Origin of the sequence: Thermophilibacter immobilis (assembly GCF_015277515.1) — a bacterium.
Taxonomy (GTDB): Bacteria; Actinomycetota; Coriobacteriia; order Coriobacteriales; family Atopobiaceae; genus Thermophilibacter; species Thermophilibacter immobilis.
On record NZ_CP063767.1, the window covers coordinates 1,592,468 to 1,606,162 of the forward strand.

General features: G+C 66.1%; 13 protein-coding genes. 3 read left to right on the forward strand and 10 right to left on the reverse strand.

The window, feature by feature from the left end:
• Nucleotides 1-3: 3 nt before the first annotated feature.
• The 3 genes from INP52_RS07165 to aspS all read right to left on the reverse strand — a co-directional run bounded on the left by INP52_RS07165 (nucleotide 4) and on the right by aspS (nucleotide 3,818).
• Nucleotides 4-471, reverse strand: a complete 468-nt coding sequence (locus INP52_RS07165) for a MarR family winged helix-turn-helix transcriptional regulator (RefSeq protein ID WP_228478292.1) — start codon at nucleotides 469-471, stop codon at nucleotides 4-6.
• Nucleotides 472-960: 489 nt separating this feature from the next.
• On the reverse strand, nucleotides 961-1,707 hold the full coding sequence (locus INP52_RS07170; RefSeq protein ID WP_228478293.1) for a DUF4143 domain-containing protein: 747 nt from the start codon (nucleotides 1,705-1,707) through the stop codon (nucleotides 961-963).
• A 341-nt stretch (nucleotides 1,708-2,048) separates the two neighbouring features.
• Nucleotides 2,049-3,818 (reverse strand): aspartate--tRNA ligase, encoded by a 1,770-nt coding sequence (gene aspS, locus INP52_RS07175; RefSeq protein WP_194370380.1) that lies wholly within the window; start codon nucleotides 3,816-3,818, stop codon nucleotides 2,049-2,051.
• A 243-nt stretch (nucleotides 3,819-4,061) separates the two neighbouring features.
• On the opposite strand from aspS, the gene INP52_RS07180 reads away from it, so the two are divergent.
• Complete coding sequence (locus INP52_RS07180) at nucleotides 4,062-4,742, forward strand: HAD family hydrolase (RefSeq protein ID WP_194370382.1); 681 nt, start codon at nucleotides 4,062-4,064, stop codon at nucleotides 4,740-4,742.
• A gap of 110 nt (nucleotides 4,743-4,852) precedes the next feature.
• Nucleotides 4,853-5,158, forward strand: coding sequence for a CDP-alcohol phosphatidyltransferase (locus INP52_RS07185; RefSeq protein WP_194370384.1), 306 nt, complete (start codon nucleotides 4,853-4,855; stop codon nucleotides 5,156-5,158).
• A 371-nt stretch (nucleotides 5,159-5,529) separates the two neighbouring features.
• Here the strand turns inward: INP52_RS07185 and INP52_RS07190 are convergent, their stop codons facing one another.
• The 5 genes from INP52_RS07190 to INP52_RS07210 form a co-directional block, all read right to left on the reverse strand.
• Nucleotides 5,530-7,629, reverse strand: a complete 2,100-nt coding sequence (locus INP52_RS07190; RefSeq protein ID WP_194370386.1) for an FtsX-like permease family protein — start codon at nucleotides 7,627-7,629, stop codon at nucleotides 5,530-5,532.
• Nucleotides 7,619-8,455, reverse strand: coding sequence for an ABC transporter ATP-binding protein (locus INP52_RS07195; RefSeq protein ID WP_228478294.1), 837 nt, complete (start codon nucleotides 8,453-8,455; stop codon nucleotides 7,619-7,621). Before INP52_RS07195 ends, INP52_RS07190 begins: the two co-directional genes overlap by 11 nt.
• A 301-nt stretch (nucleotides 8,456-8,756) precedes the next feature.
• A complete protein-coding gene (locus tag INP52_RS07200) occupies nucleotides 8,757-9,356 on the reverse strand; it encodes a superoxide dismutase (protein ID WP_194370390.1) in 600 nt (199 codons plus the stop codon).
• Between the two features lie 152 nt (nucleotides 9,357-9,508).
• Nucleotides 9,509-10,543: a sensor histidine kinase gene (locus INP52_RS07205; RefSeq protein ID WP_194370392.1), complete on the reverse strand. Its 1,035-nt coding sequence runs from the start codon at nucleotides 10,541-10,543 to the stop codon at nucleotides 9,509-9,511.
• Between the two features lie 4 nt (nucleotides 10,544-10,547).
• The gene (locus tag INP52_RS07210; protein ID WP_194370394.1) at nucleotides 10,548-11,219 is read right to left on the reverse strand and encodes a response regulator transcription factor; all 672 of its coding nucleotides are present in this window, start codon (nucleotides 11,217-11,219) and stop codon (nucleotides 10,548-10,550) included.
• Between the two features lie 218 nt (nucleotides 11,220-11,437).
• On the opposite strand from INP52_RS07210, the gene INP52_RS07215 reads away from it, so the two are divergent.
• The gene (locus INP52_RS07215) at nucleotides 11,438-11,809 is read left to right on the forward strand and encodes a YegP family protein (protein ID WP_194370396.1); all 372 of its coding nucleotides are present in this window, start codon (nucleotides 11,438-11,440) and stop codon (nucleotides 11,807-11,809) included.
• A gap of 128 nt (nucleotides 11,810-11,937) precedes the next feature.
• Here the strand turns inward: INP52_RS07215 and INP52_RS07220 are convergent, their stop codons facing one another.
• Together INP52_RS07220 and INP52_RS07225 are read right to left on the reverse strand one after the other, a co-directional pair.
• Entirely contained in the window at nucleotides 11,938-12,963 is a 1,026-nt protein-coding gene (locus INP52_RS07220; protein WP_194370398.1) for an XdhC family protein, read from the reverse strand.
• A 198-nt stretch (nucleotides 12,964-13,161) separates the two neighbouring features.
• Nucleotides 13,162-13,695, reverse strand: coding sequence for a MogA/MoaB family molybdenum cofactor biosynthesis protein (locus INP52_RS07225; RefSeq protein ID WP_194370400.1), 534 nt, complete (start codon nucleotides 13,693-13,695; stop codon nucleotides 13,162-13,164).

Sequence of the window (13,695 nt, forward strand, 5' to 3'; positions counted from 1 at the left end):
CGCTCACGAACGCTCACCGCCTCGCGTGGCGCGCCTGAGGTTGGCGTAGGCGCGCTCGAGGTAGCGTGCGAAATGCCCCCGCTCGTCTGGCGAGAAGCCCTCGAGCATGACGTCCTGCTCCTCGTCACAGCACAGGTCCCATGCCGCCGCGGCGGCGAGGCCCTTATCGGTGAGGCGCAGGCACTTGGTACGCCGGTCGGAGGTGGGCACGCTCTGGGCGAAGCCGGCGCGCTCGAGCGAGTCGAGCATGCGGCTCACGGTGGCCGGGTCGGTCTCGAAGAAGTCGGCTATCTCGCGCTGGGTGGACGGCCCGTACACGGCGATGTAGGTGAGGAGCTTGGGCTGGCCTGGCCCCATCCCCAGCCGCGCGATGCGGGGGCGCAGGTAGGCACGCTGGGCGTGGAAGGCTCGATAGAGCCTCATGTGGAAGTCCGCGAGCGAGCGGCCCCGGGGCCTTTCCTCTGATGACATGCGACGGAACTCCTTGCCATAGCAACTGTTGATAAGACAATCATACGACGCGGGCAGGGGGTGTCAAGGTCATCATCCAAGGGTCAACCGTCGGATGAGGCTCGCTTGACGTCCCCGGCGTGCGGGCTTTTCGGCGGCACGGCCTTCTCGTCGAGGTGACCTCTACTTTACCCCGCCCAACCCGACCTGGCCCAACCTGACCGCCCGACCCGATCAAACCCAATTCGACAAACCTTACCCGGCCCCAACCCGACCTTACCACCCAACCCGACCTCAACCGCATGCTAGAAAACTTTTATGCAGGTCTCCAGTCGTACATAAATCTTTTCTGAGAGGGTTCCTTTTGACCCTCAACAGGGATTTCTCACCAAGATTCTTACTTTATGTCGATTCGATTCGCACATAAATGTTTTTCGATGCAGAGAAGGACTGGGGGCTCGTGGCCAACTCGGAAACCCCCAGGCTGAGCCCACATCTGCGGAGAATCCCTTACGGCTCGAGGGCCGCAATCGGGATGATGAGGATTCCGTCGTCACGACGATAGGCGAAGTCTCCCCTGCCCACGAGAAACGCGAGGAATTCCGGCTGCCGCGCCTGCGCCCGTGCGTTGGCGGTGACCTTGCGCTTGAATGCGAGCAGCCGCTCGGCAGCCGCGTCGTCGACCTTGAGGTCGGAGAGCTTCACCTCAAGGGCTCCCCAGCGGCCATCGGAGAGCTCGATGACAAAATCGACCTCGAGGTCCTTCTCGTCACGGTAGTAACAGATCTTGTTGGCGGCACCGGGCATGACGGAGAGGTAGACGCGCAGGTCTCGCAGGCAGAGTGTCTCAAAGAGCCCGCCCAGCGTCTGCGTGTCGCGCAAGAGGGTCGAAGGCGAGGCGCCGATCAGGGCGGCGGGAAGCGAGGGATCGATGAGGTACCGCTTCGGCCTCACGCGGACGCGGCGCTTTGCACGCAGGGGCGGCTCCCAGCCACCCAGGTCCTCGGTCAGATAAAGATCTGAGAGCATCTGGAGATAGGCGCTCGCGGTCCCTCGCGTGCGAGCGGGTGAGCCGTCCTCGCCCATATCGACTGCCAACGTCGCGTACGTCACTGCCTGGGACGTGTCGAAGGCGAGCGAGCGCATGAGGGCAAGCGAGGTTGCCGAGTCCTTGCCCAGTTTGGGAACATTGACCTCGTTGACGCTCCTGATGTAGTCGGCGGGCGTCTCCAAGGCGAACTCGTCCTCGAGGCCCATGATGGAGGGCCACCCTCCTCGGCAGCACCACCGCGCCACGTCAGCTATCTCGGTTCCGCGCCTCACGCCTTGAATCGGCGCCCCGTCAAACAGGCTCGCAAAGCTCACGCCGCCCTTGGCGTCATCAGATTCGAAGAGCCGTAGGTGACAAACCCGCTGCCAGAGGATCGAAGCCTCGAGCGGATCGAGCAAGGGAAACAGGGCGCACCCCATTCGTTGAACGTTACCGACAGCTTCCGCCGAGAAACCCGACTCCAAACTGCCGATAACATTCAACGAATGACAGAGGGCAGGGGTAGCGCCCCCACCGCGGCTCTATTCTGATGCGAAGGAGCCCGACTCTACAGGAGCCTGAGCGAGACCTCCTTGAGCTGGGCGGAGCTCACCTCGGAGGGGGCGTCGCTCATGAGGTCGGAGCCGGAGGACGTCTTGGGGAAGGCCATGACCTCGCGGATGGAGTCCGAGCCCGTGAGCAGCATGCACACGCGGTCCAGCCCCAGCGCGAAGCCTCCCATGGGGGGCGCGCCAAAGCCGAGCGCCTCCATGAGGAAGCCGAACTGCTCCTGGGCGCGCTTCTCAGTGAAGCCGAGCAGCTTGAGAATCCGCATCTGGAGCTTGGCGTCGTGGATGCGCATCCCGCCGCCGCCGGCCTCATAGCCGTCCATGACGAAGTCGTAGGTGTGGGAACCCACCGCCAAGGGATCGGACTCGAGCAGGTCGAGCTGATCCTCGTCGGGCTGGGTGAAGGGCTGGTGCTCGGAGGCGCAGCGCTTGGAGTCTGCGTCCCAGTGGAACAGCGGGAAGTCGACGACCCAGAGGAAGTCGTGGCCCGCGCGCTCGACGCCCAGCGCGTTGGCCATGTGGCTTCGCATGCCGCCCAGGATCTGGTCGGCGGCGAGGCGGTCGGCCACGGCGAACATCACGAGGTCGCCGTGCTCGACGCCCATCTCCGCACGCAGCGCGCACATCTCGTCGTCCGAGAAGAACTTGACGATTGGACTATTAATCGAGCCGTCCTCGCGAAAGGCGATCCACGCGAGGCCCTTGGCGCCAAAGCCGGCCGCCACGTCGGCGAGCTTGTCAATCTGCGCGCGCGGCCAGGTACCGGCGCCCTTGGCGTTTATCGCCTTGACGAACTGGCCCTTCGTGGCCGCCGCCCCCGAGAAGAGCTTGAACTTGGAGGCCGAGAAGAGCTGCGTCACGTCGTGGAGCTCCATGGCGTAGCGCGTGTCGGGCTTGTCGGTGCCGTAGGTGTCCATCGCGTCCCAGTAGGAGATGCGGCGCAGCGGACAGGCCATCGTGACGCCCACGCGCGAGAAGGCGTCTGCGAGCACGTCCTCGAGCGCGCCCATGACGTCGTCCTGGTCGACGAAGCTCATCTCGACGTCCACCTGCGTGAACTCGGGCTGGCGGTCGGCGCGCAGGTCCTCGTCACGGAAGCACTTGGCGACCTGGTAGTAGCGCTCCACGCCACCGACCATGAGCAGCTGCTTCAGGAGCTGCGGGGACTGCGGCAGGGCGTAGAAGTGACCGGGCTGGGTGCGGCTCGGCACCAGGAAGTCGCGGGCGCCCTCGGGCGTGGACTTGAACAGGGCCGGGGTCTCGACCTCCATGAACTCACGACCATGGAGCGCCTCGCGGATGGCGAAGGTAAAGTCTGAGCGCAGGCGCAGGTTTGCCATCATCTTGGGACGACGAAGGTCGAGGTAGCGATAGCGCAGGCGCACGTCCTCGGAGGTCTCCACGTGATCCTCGATCTGGAAGGGGGGGGTGCGCGAGGTGTTGAGGACGTCGATCTGGGAGACGAGGACCTCGATGTTGCCGGTGGCGAGCTTGGGGTTGCTCATGCCCTCGGGGCGCTGGCGCACAACTCCGCGCACGCGCACGGGCCACTCGGGGCGAATCGTCTCGGCGACGTGAAACGCCGAGCCCCCGGAGTGTTCCGGGTCAAACGAGACCTGCGTCACGCCCGCGCGGTCGCGCAGGTCGACGAAGATGAGCCCGCCGTGGTCGCGGCGGTGCCAGACCCAGCCGCATAGCGTGACCTCCTGGCCGATGTCGGCGCGACGCAGCTCTCCGCAGGTGTGGGTGTGCATAGTGCGAGAATCCATGTTCCGTGACCTTTCGTCTCTGCCGCCCCGTGCCGTACGGGCGGCTTCCCAGCAGACGGTGACGGGGCGTAGACGGCGCACGTCACACGTGAGGGCGATTGTACTACGCAACGCAAGACGGGAGCCCAGCGCGTGGTTGCTGAAAGCAGACGGTAACGTGATGGGCGGCGGGCTCGTCGCCGCGCGCGGTCTCGGCACCAAACCCCCGTGCTACGCTAGGCCCAGCCAACAGAAAGGGGCGCCATGGATCCCTACACGACGGTGGTGTTCGACCTCGACGGGACACTGCTTGACACTCTGGCCGACCTCGAGGCATCTGTGAACCATGCGCTCGCGCGGGCGCACCTTCCCGCGCGCACGACCGACGAGGTGCGCCTCTTCACGGGCAACGGCATCCGTCGGCTCATAGAGCGCTCAGTGAACGAGGATCGCGAGCACCCCGCAGACGCCTCGACCGTCGAGGCGGTCCTCGAGGAGTTCAAGCGCCACTACGCCGCGCACTGCCAGGACCACACGGCTCCCTACCCCGGCGTCATCGAGCTCGTCGACCACCTGAAGCACGCCGGCGTGCGTGTGGCCGTGGTCTCAAACAAGGCTGACTTCGCGGTGCAGGAGCTCGTCGAACGACAGTTTCCCGGCACCTTCGACTGTGTGCTCGGCGAGTGCGAGGAGGCCGGCATCCGCAAGAAGCCCGCGCCCGACATGGTCAACGTGGCGCTCGAGCGCATGGGCGGCGAGCGCGCGGGACTCGTCTACGTAGGCGACTCAGAGGTCGACGTCCAAACCGCCCAAAACGTCGGGTGCAGCTGTCTTTCATGCTCGTGGGGCTTCCGTGAGAGGGGCTGGCTCGTGCGCGCAGGCGCCACCACAATCGTGGACGCCCCCACCGAGCTGGAGCGCGTTCTTCTCGCCGGCGCTGTGTGACCGCCCGCCCCCACACTTGCCGCCATTTCCCAAACCGACGCATGGCACGTGGCCGTGGAGGTTATAGTCTTCAGTAATGTCCGTCTGGTAGTCCGTAGAAAGGAACCGCCATGGGAAAGAAGGCTGCCGAGGCCCTCGACATCAATTACGCCGACCTGGCCGAGTACCTCCACTGCAATCACTCTGTCTACATGAGGATCGACTCGTCCGTCTACTACCTCACCGACGCCAATTACGAGGCCTGGCGCGCCCAGGACACCAGTCGCAGGAACGACAAGAACCACTTCGTGGACTGCTCCGAGCTCGTCCCCACCGTTGACGAGTTCCTCGCCCTCCCCTTCATCCATGGCAAGACCATCAAGGACGCCTTCGAGCACGCCACCTTCTATGCCTCCCTCAAGGGCGAGAAGGACTGAGCGGGCTTTTTCGTGATAAGAGCAGCGCGGCTGGCACCCTATGCGTGCCAGCCGCTTTTTCTCAGTATGGACTGTTACAGGGCCCCGCCGTCTTGAAGGAGCCTCTCAGGGGCTCCACTCAGGATTGTGGAGCATTTTTGATATTGGGGCGCATGGTACGTACACCGTATCGGCTCAATTCGATTGCCAACTGGCCAAACGTCAGAGTCGGTCCAAAAAGGTGTGCCAGGCATCAAAAAAGCGCGCCAATCGTGGCGGTGGGGACGAGAGGGGCGTGGCAACGGGCCGAGAAGCCCGACGACAAGGACGCGGAATCCGGCGCGCGGCGCGGCCGAGTCAGAGACGCGCCGCGCGCCGGGAGCCGCCAGCCCCTACCCCCGCTCGTGCCCGCGCAGGAGCATGCCCTTGGACGTGAGGTAGGTCACGAGGAAGTAGCCCCCGTAGAGCACGACCACGAAACCAACGGTCACCATGAGCGCCGTGCCGATCTGGAAGCCCGTCATCAGGAACACGATGTCGTTCACCACGGAGAGGGCCACCGCCGCATGGGCCACGGCCACCACAAGCGGGAACAGGAAGTAGATGCCTATCTGCACGAGCAGGGCCCGGTTGACCATACGCCGCTCGGCACCGAGCTCGAGAAGCAGGCGGTAGCGGCCCACGTTGTCCGCGGCCTCGGAGAGCTGCTGGAGCGCGAGCACGGCGGCGCAGCTCACCAGCAGGACGAAGCCAATGTAGATGGCCAGGTAGCTCACCATGACCGTGGTGCCGCTCGCCTCGGCGAGGGTGGACAGGGCCGTAGTGTAGCTAAAGACGGGCCAGGGGAAGACGCCGTCGTCCTGCGTGTAGAACACGTCTGCGTAGTCCTTGTCCAGAGCGTCGGTGAACCGTGGCTCCACGTCCTCGCGCGCGCCGCCGTAAGAGACGTTCAGGAGGGATCGGACCGGAACCTCGCCCGCGGGGACCGCGTCGTCGGGCACGACCAGGACGCCCGTAGTCGTGCCGCCGCTCCCGTCGGAGAGGGCCTCGTCGACGACGCGCGGACCCGTGAAGGCGAGCTCTCGGCCCCAGACGCTCACGGTGGGGTTCTGCTCGGTCGCGGCGTTCCAGAAGTCCTTGAGCGAGAGGGTGTCAACCCACAGGAGGCAGCCATCATCGCCCAAGTCGACCGGCTCCTCCCCCACGAGCGCGCGCAGGGCGTTGTACTGGGAGACGCGCACCACGTTGACGTGCGTGTCTCCCGAACCCTCGAGCGCCTGGCCCATGGTCGCACCCCAGGCGTAGTCCGTGTTGCCCACGAACCATCCCATGGTGGGCAGCGCCTCATCCTCCGGCCGTCCGTAGACGTCGACCTGCTGCGCGGCGGAGACGAGCGCATCCCAGTCGGGCACGTCACGTCGCAGGGCGGCAACCATGTCATAGCCGTCGTCGGCGGCGGCACCCTGCGTGTAGCCCACGGAGAGGCCCGAGGGATACGTGAAGAGGCTCGCGTCATAGACCGAGGATCGCAGCGCAGACTCGTTGAGACCCGTCGCCACCGAGAACCCCGTGCACACGCTGCAGATGGCCAGGAAGAGCATCGCGCAGACGAGCGAGATGGACAGCCATGCCGTGTTGATGCGACTGTTAAGCTGGCGCAGAGTGAACATGTTGAGGCCCGAGAGGTAGGCCCGCTTGCTCGACTGCACGAGGCGCAGCAGAAAGCCCGAGAGCGAGAAGAAGAACAGGAGCGTGCCCACCGTAACGAGCCCCGTCGCGATGCCAAAGTACGGCCCTTCCTCCAGCATGCCGTGATCGAGGAGGGTGCGATAGGCCACGCCGATGAGCGCCACCGAGCACACGAACAAGACGACGGAGACCGGAAGGCTCCTCAGCTTGACCCGCTCGGTGACCCTGTCGGCGTTGATGAGGTCGATGAGCTTGTAGCGCGAGACCGTGAACACGTTGAACACCAGCGTCACGAGGAAGATCACCGCGAAGCAGAGGATGGTGCGCGCGCAGGCGACCGACGAGAAGACGAAGGCGAACTCCGAGATCGTGGCCTCAAAGAGCCGAGCGGTGACGTACATCATGAGCTGCGAGAGCCCCACACCCAGGACGAGCCCCGCCGCGAGCGCGCCAGCACCGACCGCGAGCGTTTCCACCACGATGATGAGCGACACGCGCGAGAGGTCCATGCCCAGCGTGAGGTAGATGCCAAACTCGCGCTTGCGCCGGCGGATCAGGAAGCGGTTGGCGTAGACCACCAGAAAGCCCAGGATGACCAGGACGAAAACCGAGACGCCATTGAGAATGTCCACGATCTGCCCGACGAGCCTGCGCTGGTCGGCGGCAAGATCGATCACGGCGGTCTGCTCCGTGATCGAGCCGAAGGCGTAGAACACGCAGACGCCAAAGGCGAGCGTCAAAAAGAACACCGAGAAGTCCCGGAAGGACTTGCGGACGTTTCCGAGGGCGATCCTAGCGTACATCGGCGTCCTCCCCCCCGAGGAAGGAGACGACGTCCATGATCTGGTCGAAGAACTGCTTGCGCGTCTTGTCCCCGCGCACGACCTCGTTGAAGAGGCGGCCGTCCTTGACGAACAGGACGCGCCGGGCGTAGCTCGCGGCGGACGAGTCATGTGTGACCATGATGATGGTGGCGCCGTCCTCGTTCATGGCCTCGAAGCTCTCCAGGAGGCGGCGCGAGTTCTTGGAGTCGAGGGAGCCCGTGGGCTCGTCGGCCAGGACCAGCGTGGGGTCGCCCACGATCGCGCGGGCCACGGCCACGCGCTGCCTCTGGCCGCCCGACATCTGGTACGGGAACTTGTCGAGGACGTCGGAGATCTCCAAGCGCTCAGCCACGGCCTCCACGCGCGCGGGGATGCCGCGCGCCGAGACGCGGTTGATGGTGAGGGCCAGGGCGACGTTCTCGCGCGCGGTCAGGGTGTCGAGCAGGTTGGAGTCCTGGAAGACAAAGCCCAGGCGCTCGCGGCGAAAACGTGAGAGCTGGCCGGACTTGAGCGCGCAGACGTCCTGGCCGTCCACCAGGACCTGACCGGAGGTGGGTCGGTCGATCGTGGAGATGCAGTTCAAAAGCGTCGTCTTGCCGGAGCCCGACGGTCCCATAAGGGCGATGTACTCGCCGGCGGCCACGTCGAAGCTCACGCCGGCCAAGGCGCGGGTGACGTTGGAGCGGCTCCCGTAGAGCTTCTCGACTTCCTTGCAGGACAGCGCCAGGCGCGCCCTGGCCGCGCCCCTGCTGCTGGCGGCGCGGACGTGGGCGGGCGCCGGGTCCGGCGCGATGTGTGAGGCCACGATGGTTCCCTTCGACGGGATGGTCAGTCGCCTACGATACTGCGCCCGCACGGGTCCGCGCGCCATCGGACTGGCTTATCGGCCCCTTACGTTTTTGTCACCTGGGCATGCGCGGCCCGCCGAGCCTGCCGTTATGCACGGAACGGCTCCTTTGAGAGCCCGTTCTGTGCGCCCCGGCAGGCTCGCCGAGAAGAGCCGCAAGAAGAACCTGCCGAGAAGAGGCCGCAACGGAAGAGTGCCCCTGCGCGCAGACGTGCGAGCAGGGGCACCTTAGTGACGAGCAGACCAGAGGAGGAGAAAATCAGGCGCTCGCCTGGGCGAAGCGCTCGGAGGCGTCGGCCCAGTTGGCAATCTTCCAGAAGGCCTTGACGTAGTCAGCCTTGACGTTAAGGTAGTCCAGGTAGTAGGCGTGCTCCCACATGTCGAGCTGGATGATCGGCGTGATGCCCGCGGGCACGTTGGACTGCTGATCGTAGAGCTGGAAGATGAGCGGGCGACGGGCGACGCTGTCCCAGCCGAGCAGAGCCCATCCGGACCCCTGAATCGTGGTCGCGGCAGCCGTGAAGTGGGCCTGGAACTTCTCGAAGGAGCCGAAGTGCTCGTCGAGGGCGGCCGCGAGCTCGCCGTCGGGCTTGCCCCCTCCGTCGGGTGAGAGGTTCTTCCAGAAGACGCTGTGGTTGATGTGGCCGCCCAGGTTGAAGGCGAGGTCCTTCTCCAGGCGGCTCACGTTTGCGAAGTCGTTCTTGTCGCGCGCCTCTTCGAGCTGCTCGAGGGCGGCGTTGGCACCGTTGACGTAGGTCTGGTGATGCTTGTCGTGGTGCAGTTCCATGATCTTGCCCGAAATGAAGGGCTCAAGTGCGGAGTAGTCGTAAGGAAGATCGGGGAGCGTGTATACGGCCATGACGTTGTTCCTTTCACTCTGTAATTGATGGACAGGGCAAGACATACCCCTTCGCACGGGGTGCTAACACCAGAAGTAAAGAATGGCTAACTTGGTTGGTGGGGCGTCTGGAGAACCCAAGGCAGGAGGGGCTTCCGCAGGCCCGCCGCGGACTAGCGCGGCCGATGGGTCTCTGACTCCGGGAAGCCGATGAAGACCGTGGTGCCCCGCCCCTCGGCAGACTCGAGCCAGACCTCGAGGTCCATCTTCTCGCAGAGCTCGCGCACGAGGTAGAGCCCTATGCCGGTGGAGCGCGCGAAGCGGCGGCCGTTCTCGCCGGTGAAGCCCTTGTCGAAGACGCGGCCCACATCGGCGGCCGGAATGCCGATCCCGTCGTCGGCAAGGCGGAGCTGCGTCTCCCAGGCGTCGAGGCCCGTCTTGCGACGTGTGGCAGAGATGCGCACGTGGGCCGCGCCCGCGCCGGGCCTGCGATACTTGGCGGCGTTGGCGAGCACCTGTCCCACCACGAACGAGAGCCACTTGGGGTCCGCGCGCACCGTGAAGTCGAGGCTCGCGAGCTCGGGCGTCACGCCCGCAGCGATGAGCGTGCGCGCCTTGTGGCGAACGGCGTCTCTCACCGCCTCGCCGAGGTCGACCTCCCTGATCTGGAAGTCGCGGTCGAGCGAGGTGGAGCGCGCGTAGTAGAGCGCCTGCTCGACGTAGCCCTCGATGACATCGAGCTCCTCGTCGATGGACTCGCACGCCGGGGAGGGGTTGTTGTGCGCCACGAGGCGGGCCGCGGCGATGGGGGTCTTGATCTCGTGGACCCAGGTCTCCACGTACTCGCGATAGGCGCGCTGGCGGTGCCGGGAGTCCGCGACGCGGCCGCGCATGTCGCGCGACGCGTGGGAGAGGGCGTCGTAGAAGAGCTGGGCCTCGGTGGGGCCCGGCCGCTCGAGGAGCTCCGTGGCCAGGTAGCTCTCGTCGAGGGCGTCGATCGTCTGGGTGAGCTCGCGATAGAAGCCGCGCCGGTGCGCGTAGTCCATGGCCAGCGCGACCAGCACGGCCACGCCCAGCGTGACGCAGACGAACGTGACGAGGGACGGCTCGACCCCATGGGCCACCAGGGCCAGCGCCACGAACGCGAGGGAGAGCGCGCCCACGAGCAGCGGGGCGGCGCGGTCCCTGAGATAGGCCCCCGGTCCCATAGCCCTACTCCACCAGGTAGCCCATGCCGCGCCGGGTGCGGACGAGGCCCTCGACGCCGATCTGGGAGAGGGTCTGGCGCAGGTGGGAGACGTTGACGGTGAGGGTGTTGTCATCGACGAACTCGTCGGTGGCCCAAAGCTCCTCCTGGATGCGCTGGCGCGAGACCACGGAGCCGGCGCTCCTCATGAGCAGGGCGAGGATGCGCAGCTCGTTCTTGGTGAGCTCCGCCGTGCGCCCCGCAGCGCTCACGCAGCAACGCGCGGTGTCGAGCGTGACGCCGGCGTGCGTGATCTGGGAGGAGAGCTCCTGCTCCCCGTAGCCACGCTTCAGGACCGACGCCACGTGGGCCAGGAGCACCTGATTGTTGTAGGGCTTGGCCACGAAGTCGTCCGCGCCCAGGGACAGGGCAAGAAGCTCGTCCATGTCGTTGTCGCGACTCGTCACCACGACGATGGGGACCTGGCTCTTGTGGCGGACCGCGCGACAGACGTACTGGCCGTCGACGCCCGGCAGGTTGAGGTCGAGCAGCACGAGATCGGGCGCGATCGAGAGGATTTGCGTCGCCACATCGGAGAGCTCCGTGGGCGCGAGCGCCTCGTAGCCATTGCGCTCCAGAAGGAGGCAGAGCTCGTCTCTGATGCGGGCATCGTCCTCGATCACGAGGAGCCTTCTCATGGTGCCTCCCTCTTCACGTGCGTGGCGTGAGGATAGCATACGCGCGTGCGGGGGGGGCGCGCAGGGGCCATCCTCGCAGTGGCAATCAGGCCCGCGTATCCCCGTTTGCCACCTCCGCCCGACAAAAGCGGCCGTTGACCGTATTCGCGGGTCCGCAGGCGCGGGAACGACCTACCATTATGTAATCAGTTCAAACAACAAGTTTGGTGGTGAGGGACATGGGTCAGTACGTGGTGGTTGAAAACGAGGGACGTTATTGCTTCAACCTGTGCGCGAGCAATGGTCACATCCTGGTGTCGTCGATTATCTTCCCGTCCAAGGAGGAGTGCGAGAGGGGCATCGAGTGCGTGCGCGCAAGCGCCCCGGACGCCGAGATAGAAGACGCGACCGTCGATGCCTTCGATCGCGAGAAGTCCCCCAAGTTTCGCATCTACGAGGATTTCGACGGTCACTTCTTCTTCCGCTTCATCACCGAGGACGCGGGTGACATCGCACGCTCGCACACCTACGAGCAAAAGGAGAGCCTCTTCCGCCGCATCGAGCGCATGCGCGCCGAGGCCGACTCCTCACTCGCCGCAGACGAGAACTAGCACGCGGAAAACCTCCCAGCCAGCAGGGTCCCGTCCGAATGGATGGGACCCTTTTTGCGAGGCCACGTCGAACCGCCGGCTACGCGACGTCCGTCTGGGCGAGAAGGGCACGGGGCGCTCCTCCCGGCCTACCCGACGTGCGGCTCGGACGGCACATACACGGCGTGGGGGCGTCTCTCGGCGCGACAGCGAATCATCTCGGCGGCAATGGAGACCGCGATCTCGGCTGGGGTGACCGCGCCGATCTTGTCGCCGATGGGCAGGTGGATGGCATCGACGTGGGTCTCGGGGAGTTCACGAGAAATGAGGACCTTGCGCGCGAGGGCCGCCTTGGCGCGACTCCCGATGCAGCCCACGTAGGCCGGACGAGTCGGCAGGACGCGCTCGAGCACGTCGATGTCGGCGGCGTGGCCGTGCGTGAGAATCACCACGTAGTCGCGGGCGGTGACGCCCACCTGGTCGGTCAGGGACCGGAAGTCACCGCAGACGACCCGCTCGGCGGCGGGAAAGCGCTCGGGCAGCGCCGTTTCGGGGCGGTCATCGTAGACCACCACGCGAAAGCCCACCGAGGCGAGCACCCCCACAAGGGCCTGGCCCACGTGTCCACCGCCAAAGACGTAGCACACCGGGTCGGGTCCCACGGGCTCCGTGAGACGGGCCGTCTGCTCGTCGAAGACCACGACGTCGGGCAGGGGCTCGGAGGGGGCATCCGTGCCCTCGGCGCTCACGACCCTGAGCTCGGGAGCGCTTGCGTCGTGCCAGTCCTCCACGACCCATCCAGCCTTATGGGCGCGAAGAAGCCCCAGGAGCGCGGACAGGGCCGCACGGTCACGCCCGTTGAGCCTGCGCGTGGCCAGGAGCGCGTCGCCACCGCACGCCATGCCGGTCTTGGCATGTGTCTCCCACTCGAGCCGTGCGCGGGGCTCGGGGTCGCTCACGAGCTCGTGAGCGCGCTCGATGGCGATCTGCTCGATGCGCCCGCCCCCCACGGTCCCCAGAAACGTGCCATCGGCCAGCACGGCCAGGCGAGAGCCCTCGCGGCGCGGCATCGAGCCTCGCGCGGCCAGGAGGCTCGCGAGGCCCACGGGCCGACCCGCTGCGAGCTCGGCCTCCAGTGCCGCGGCGAACATGACGTCAGAAAGCTGTCCGGACATGGGTCCCCTCTTCTCTTCTCGATGGGTCAACTTGATTTCTCGCCTCGAGCTGTCGTTACATTCTTAAAAGAATGGCGATAGGCACGGACTCCGCATGCGTCATCTCTAGGGGCAGCATAGGCTAACCAGAAGTTAGGCAGCCTAATAGGTTTTCTTGAGGCTCCCGCGAAAAGTCCCCGCAAGGAGACGCGTGCGCTCCTACCGCGCGCAGGTGGCAGGCCCCCCGCGCAGGATCTCGAGGCCGTGGGCGATCGGAGAGATCACGGCCTCGAGGTTCTCGACGGCCGCCTTGGGGCTGCCGGGGAGGTTCACGATGAGGGTGCGCCCGCAGATGCCCGCGACCTCGCGCGAGAGGCAGGCGCGCTCGGTGATGGCGGCAGATGCGGTGCGCATGGCCTCGGGGATGCCGGGTGCCAGGCGCTCGCAGACGGCCGTCGTGGCCTCGGGCGTGACGTCGCGCGACGAGAAGCCCGTGCCGCCCGTGGTGAGCACGAGCGCCATGTCTTGGGCCACAGCGTCTCTGATCGCCTCCTCGATCAGGGCGCGCTCGTCCGGCACCACGCGAACGGGGGCTACCGCGTAGCCGCGCCCCTCGAGGAGGTCGGCGAGTGCGGGACCGGACGCGTCGGCGTAGGTGCCCCGCGCGGCGCGGTCGCTCACGGTGATGACCGCGGCCGCGCGCCCCCTCCCGTCAGCGGGCGCGAACTGACCCTCGCGTGCATCAAAAGCCAT

Bases quoted from the DNA above. Each gene is read 5' to 3' on its own strand.
- INP52_RS07165 (WP_228478292.1), bottom strand. From the start codon at position 471: ATGTCATCAGAGGAAAGGCCCCGGGGCCGCTCGCTCGCGGACTTCCAC.
- INP52_RS07170 (WP_228478293.1), bottom strand. From the start codon at position 1,707: ATGGGCCTCGAGGACGAGTTCGCCTTGGAGACGCCCGCCGACTACATC.
- aspS (WP_194370380.1), bottom strand. From the start codon at position 3,818: ATGGATTCTCGCACTATGCACACCCACACCTGCGGAGAGCTGCGTCGC.
- INP52_RS07180 (WP_194370382.1), top strand. From the start codon at position 4,062: ATGGATCCCTACACGACGGTGGTGTTCGACCTCGACGGGACACTGCTT.
- INP52_RS07185 (WP_194370384.1), top strand. From the start codon at position 4,853: ATGGGAAAGAAGGCTGCCGAGGCCCTCGACATCAATTACGCCGACCTG.
- INP52_RS07190 (WP_194370386.1), bottom strand. From the start codon at position 7,629: ATGTACGCTAGGATCGCCCTCGGAAACGTCCGCAAGTCCTTCCGGGAC.
- INP52_RS07200 (WP_194370390.1), bottom strand. From the start codon at position 9,356: ATGGCCGTATACACGCTCCCCGATCTTCCTTACGACTACTCCGCACTT.
- INP52_RS07205 (WP_194370392.1), bottom strand. From the start codon at position 10,543: ATGGGACCGGGGGCCTATCTCAGGGACCGCGCCGCCCCGCTGCTCGTG.
- INP52_RS07210 (WP_194370394.1), bottom strand. From the start codon at position 11,219: ATGAGAAGGCTCCTCGTGATCGAGGACGATGCCCGCATCAGAGACGAG.
- INP52_RS07215 (WP_194370396.1), top strand. From the start codon at position 11,438: ATGGGTCAGTACGTGGTGGTTGAAAACGAGGGACGTTATTGCTTCAAC.
- INP52_RS07220 (WP_194370398.1), bottom strand. From the start codon at position 12,963: ATGTCCGGACAGCTTTCTGACGTCATGTTCGCCGCGGCACTGGAGGCC.
- INP52_RS07225 (WP_194370400.1), bottom strand. From the start codon at position 13,695: ATGGCTTTTGATGCACGCGAGGGTCAGTTCGCGCCCGCTGACGGGAGG.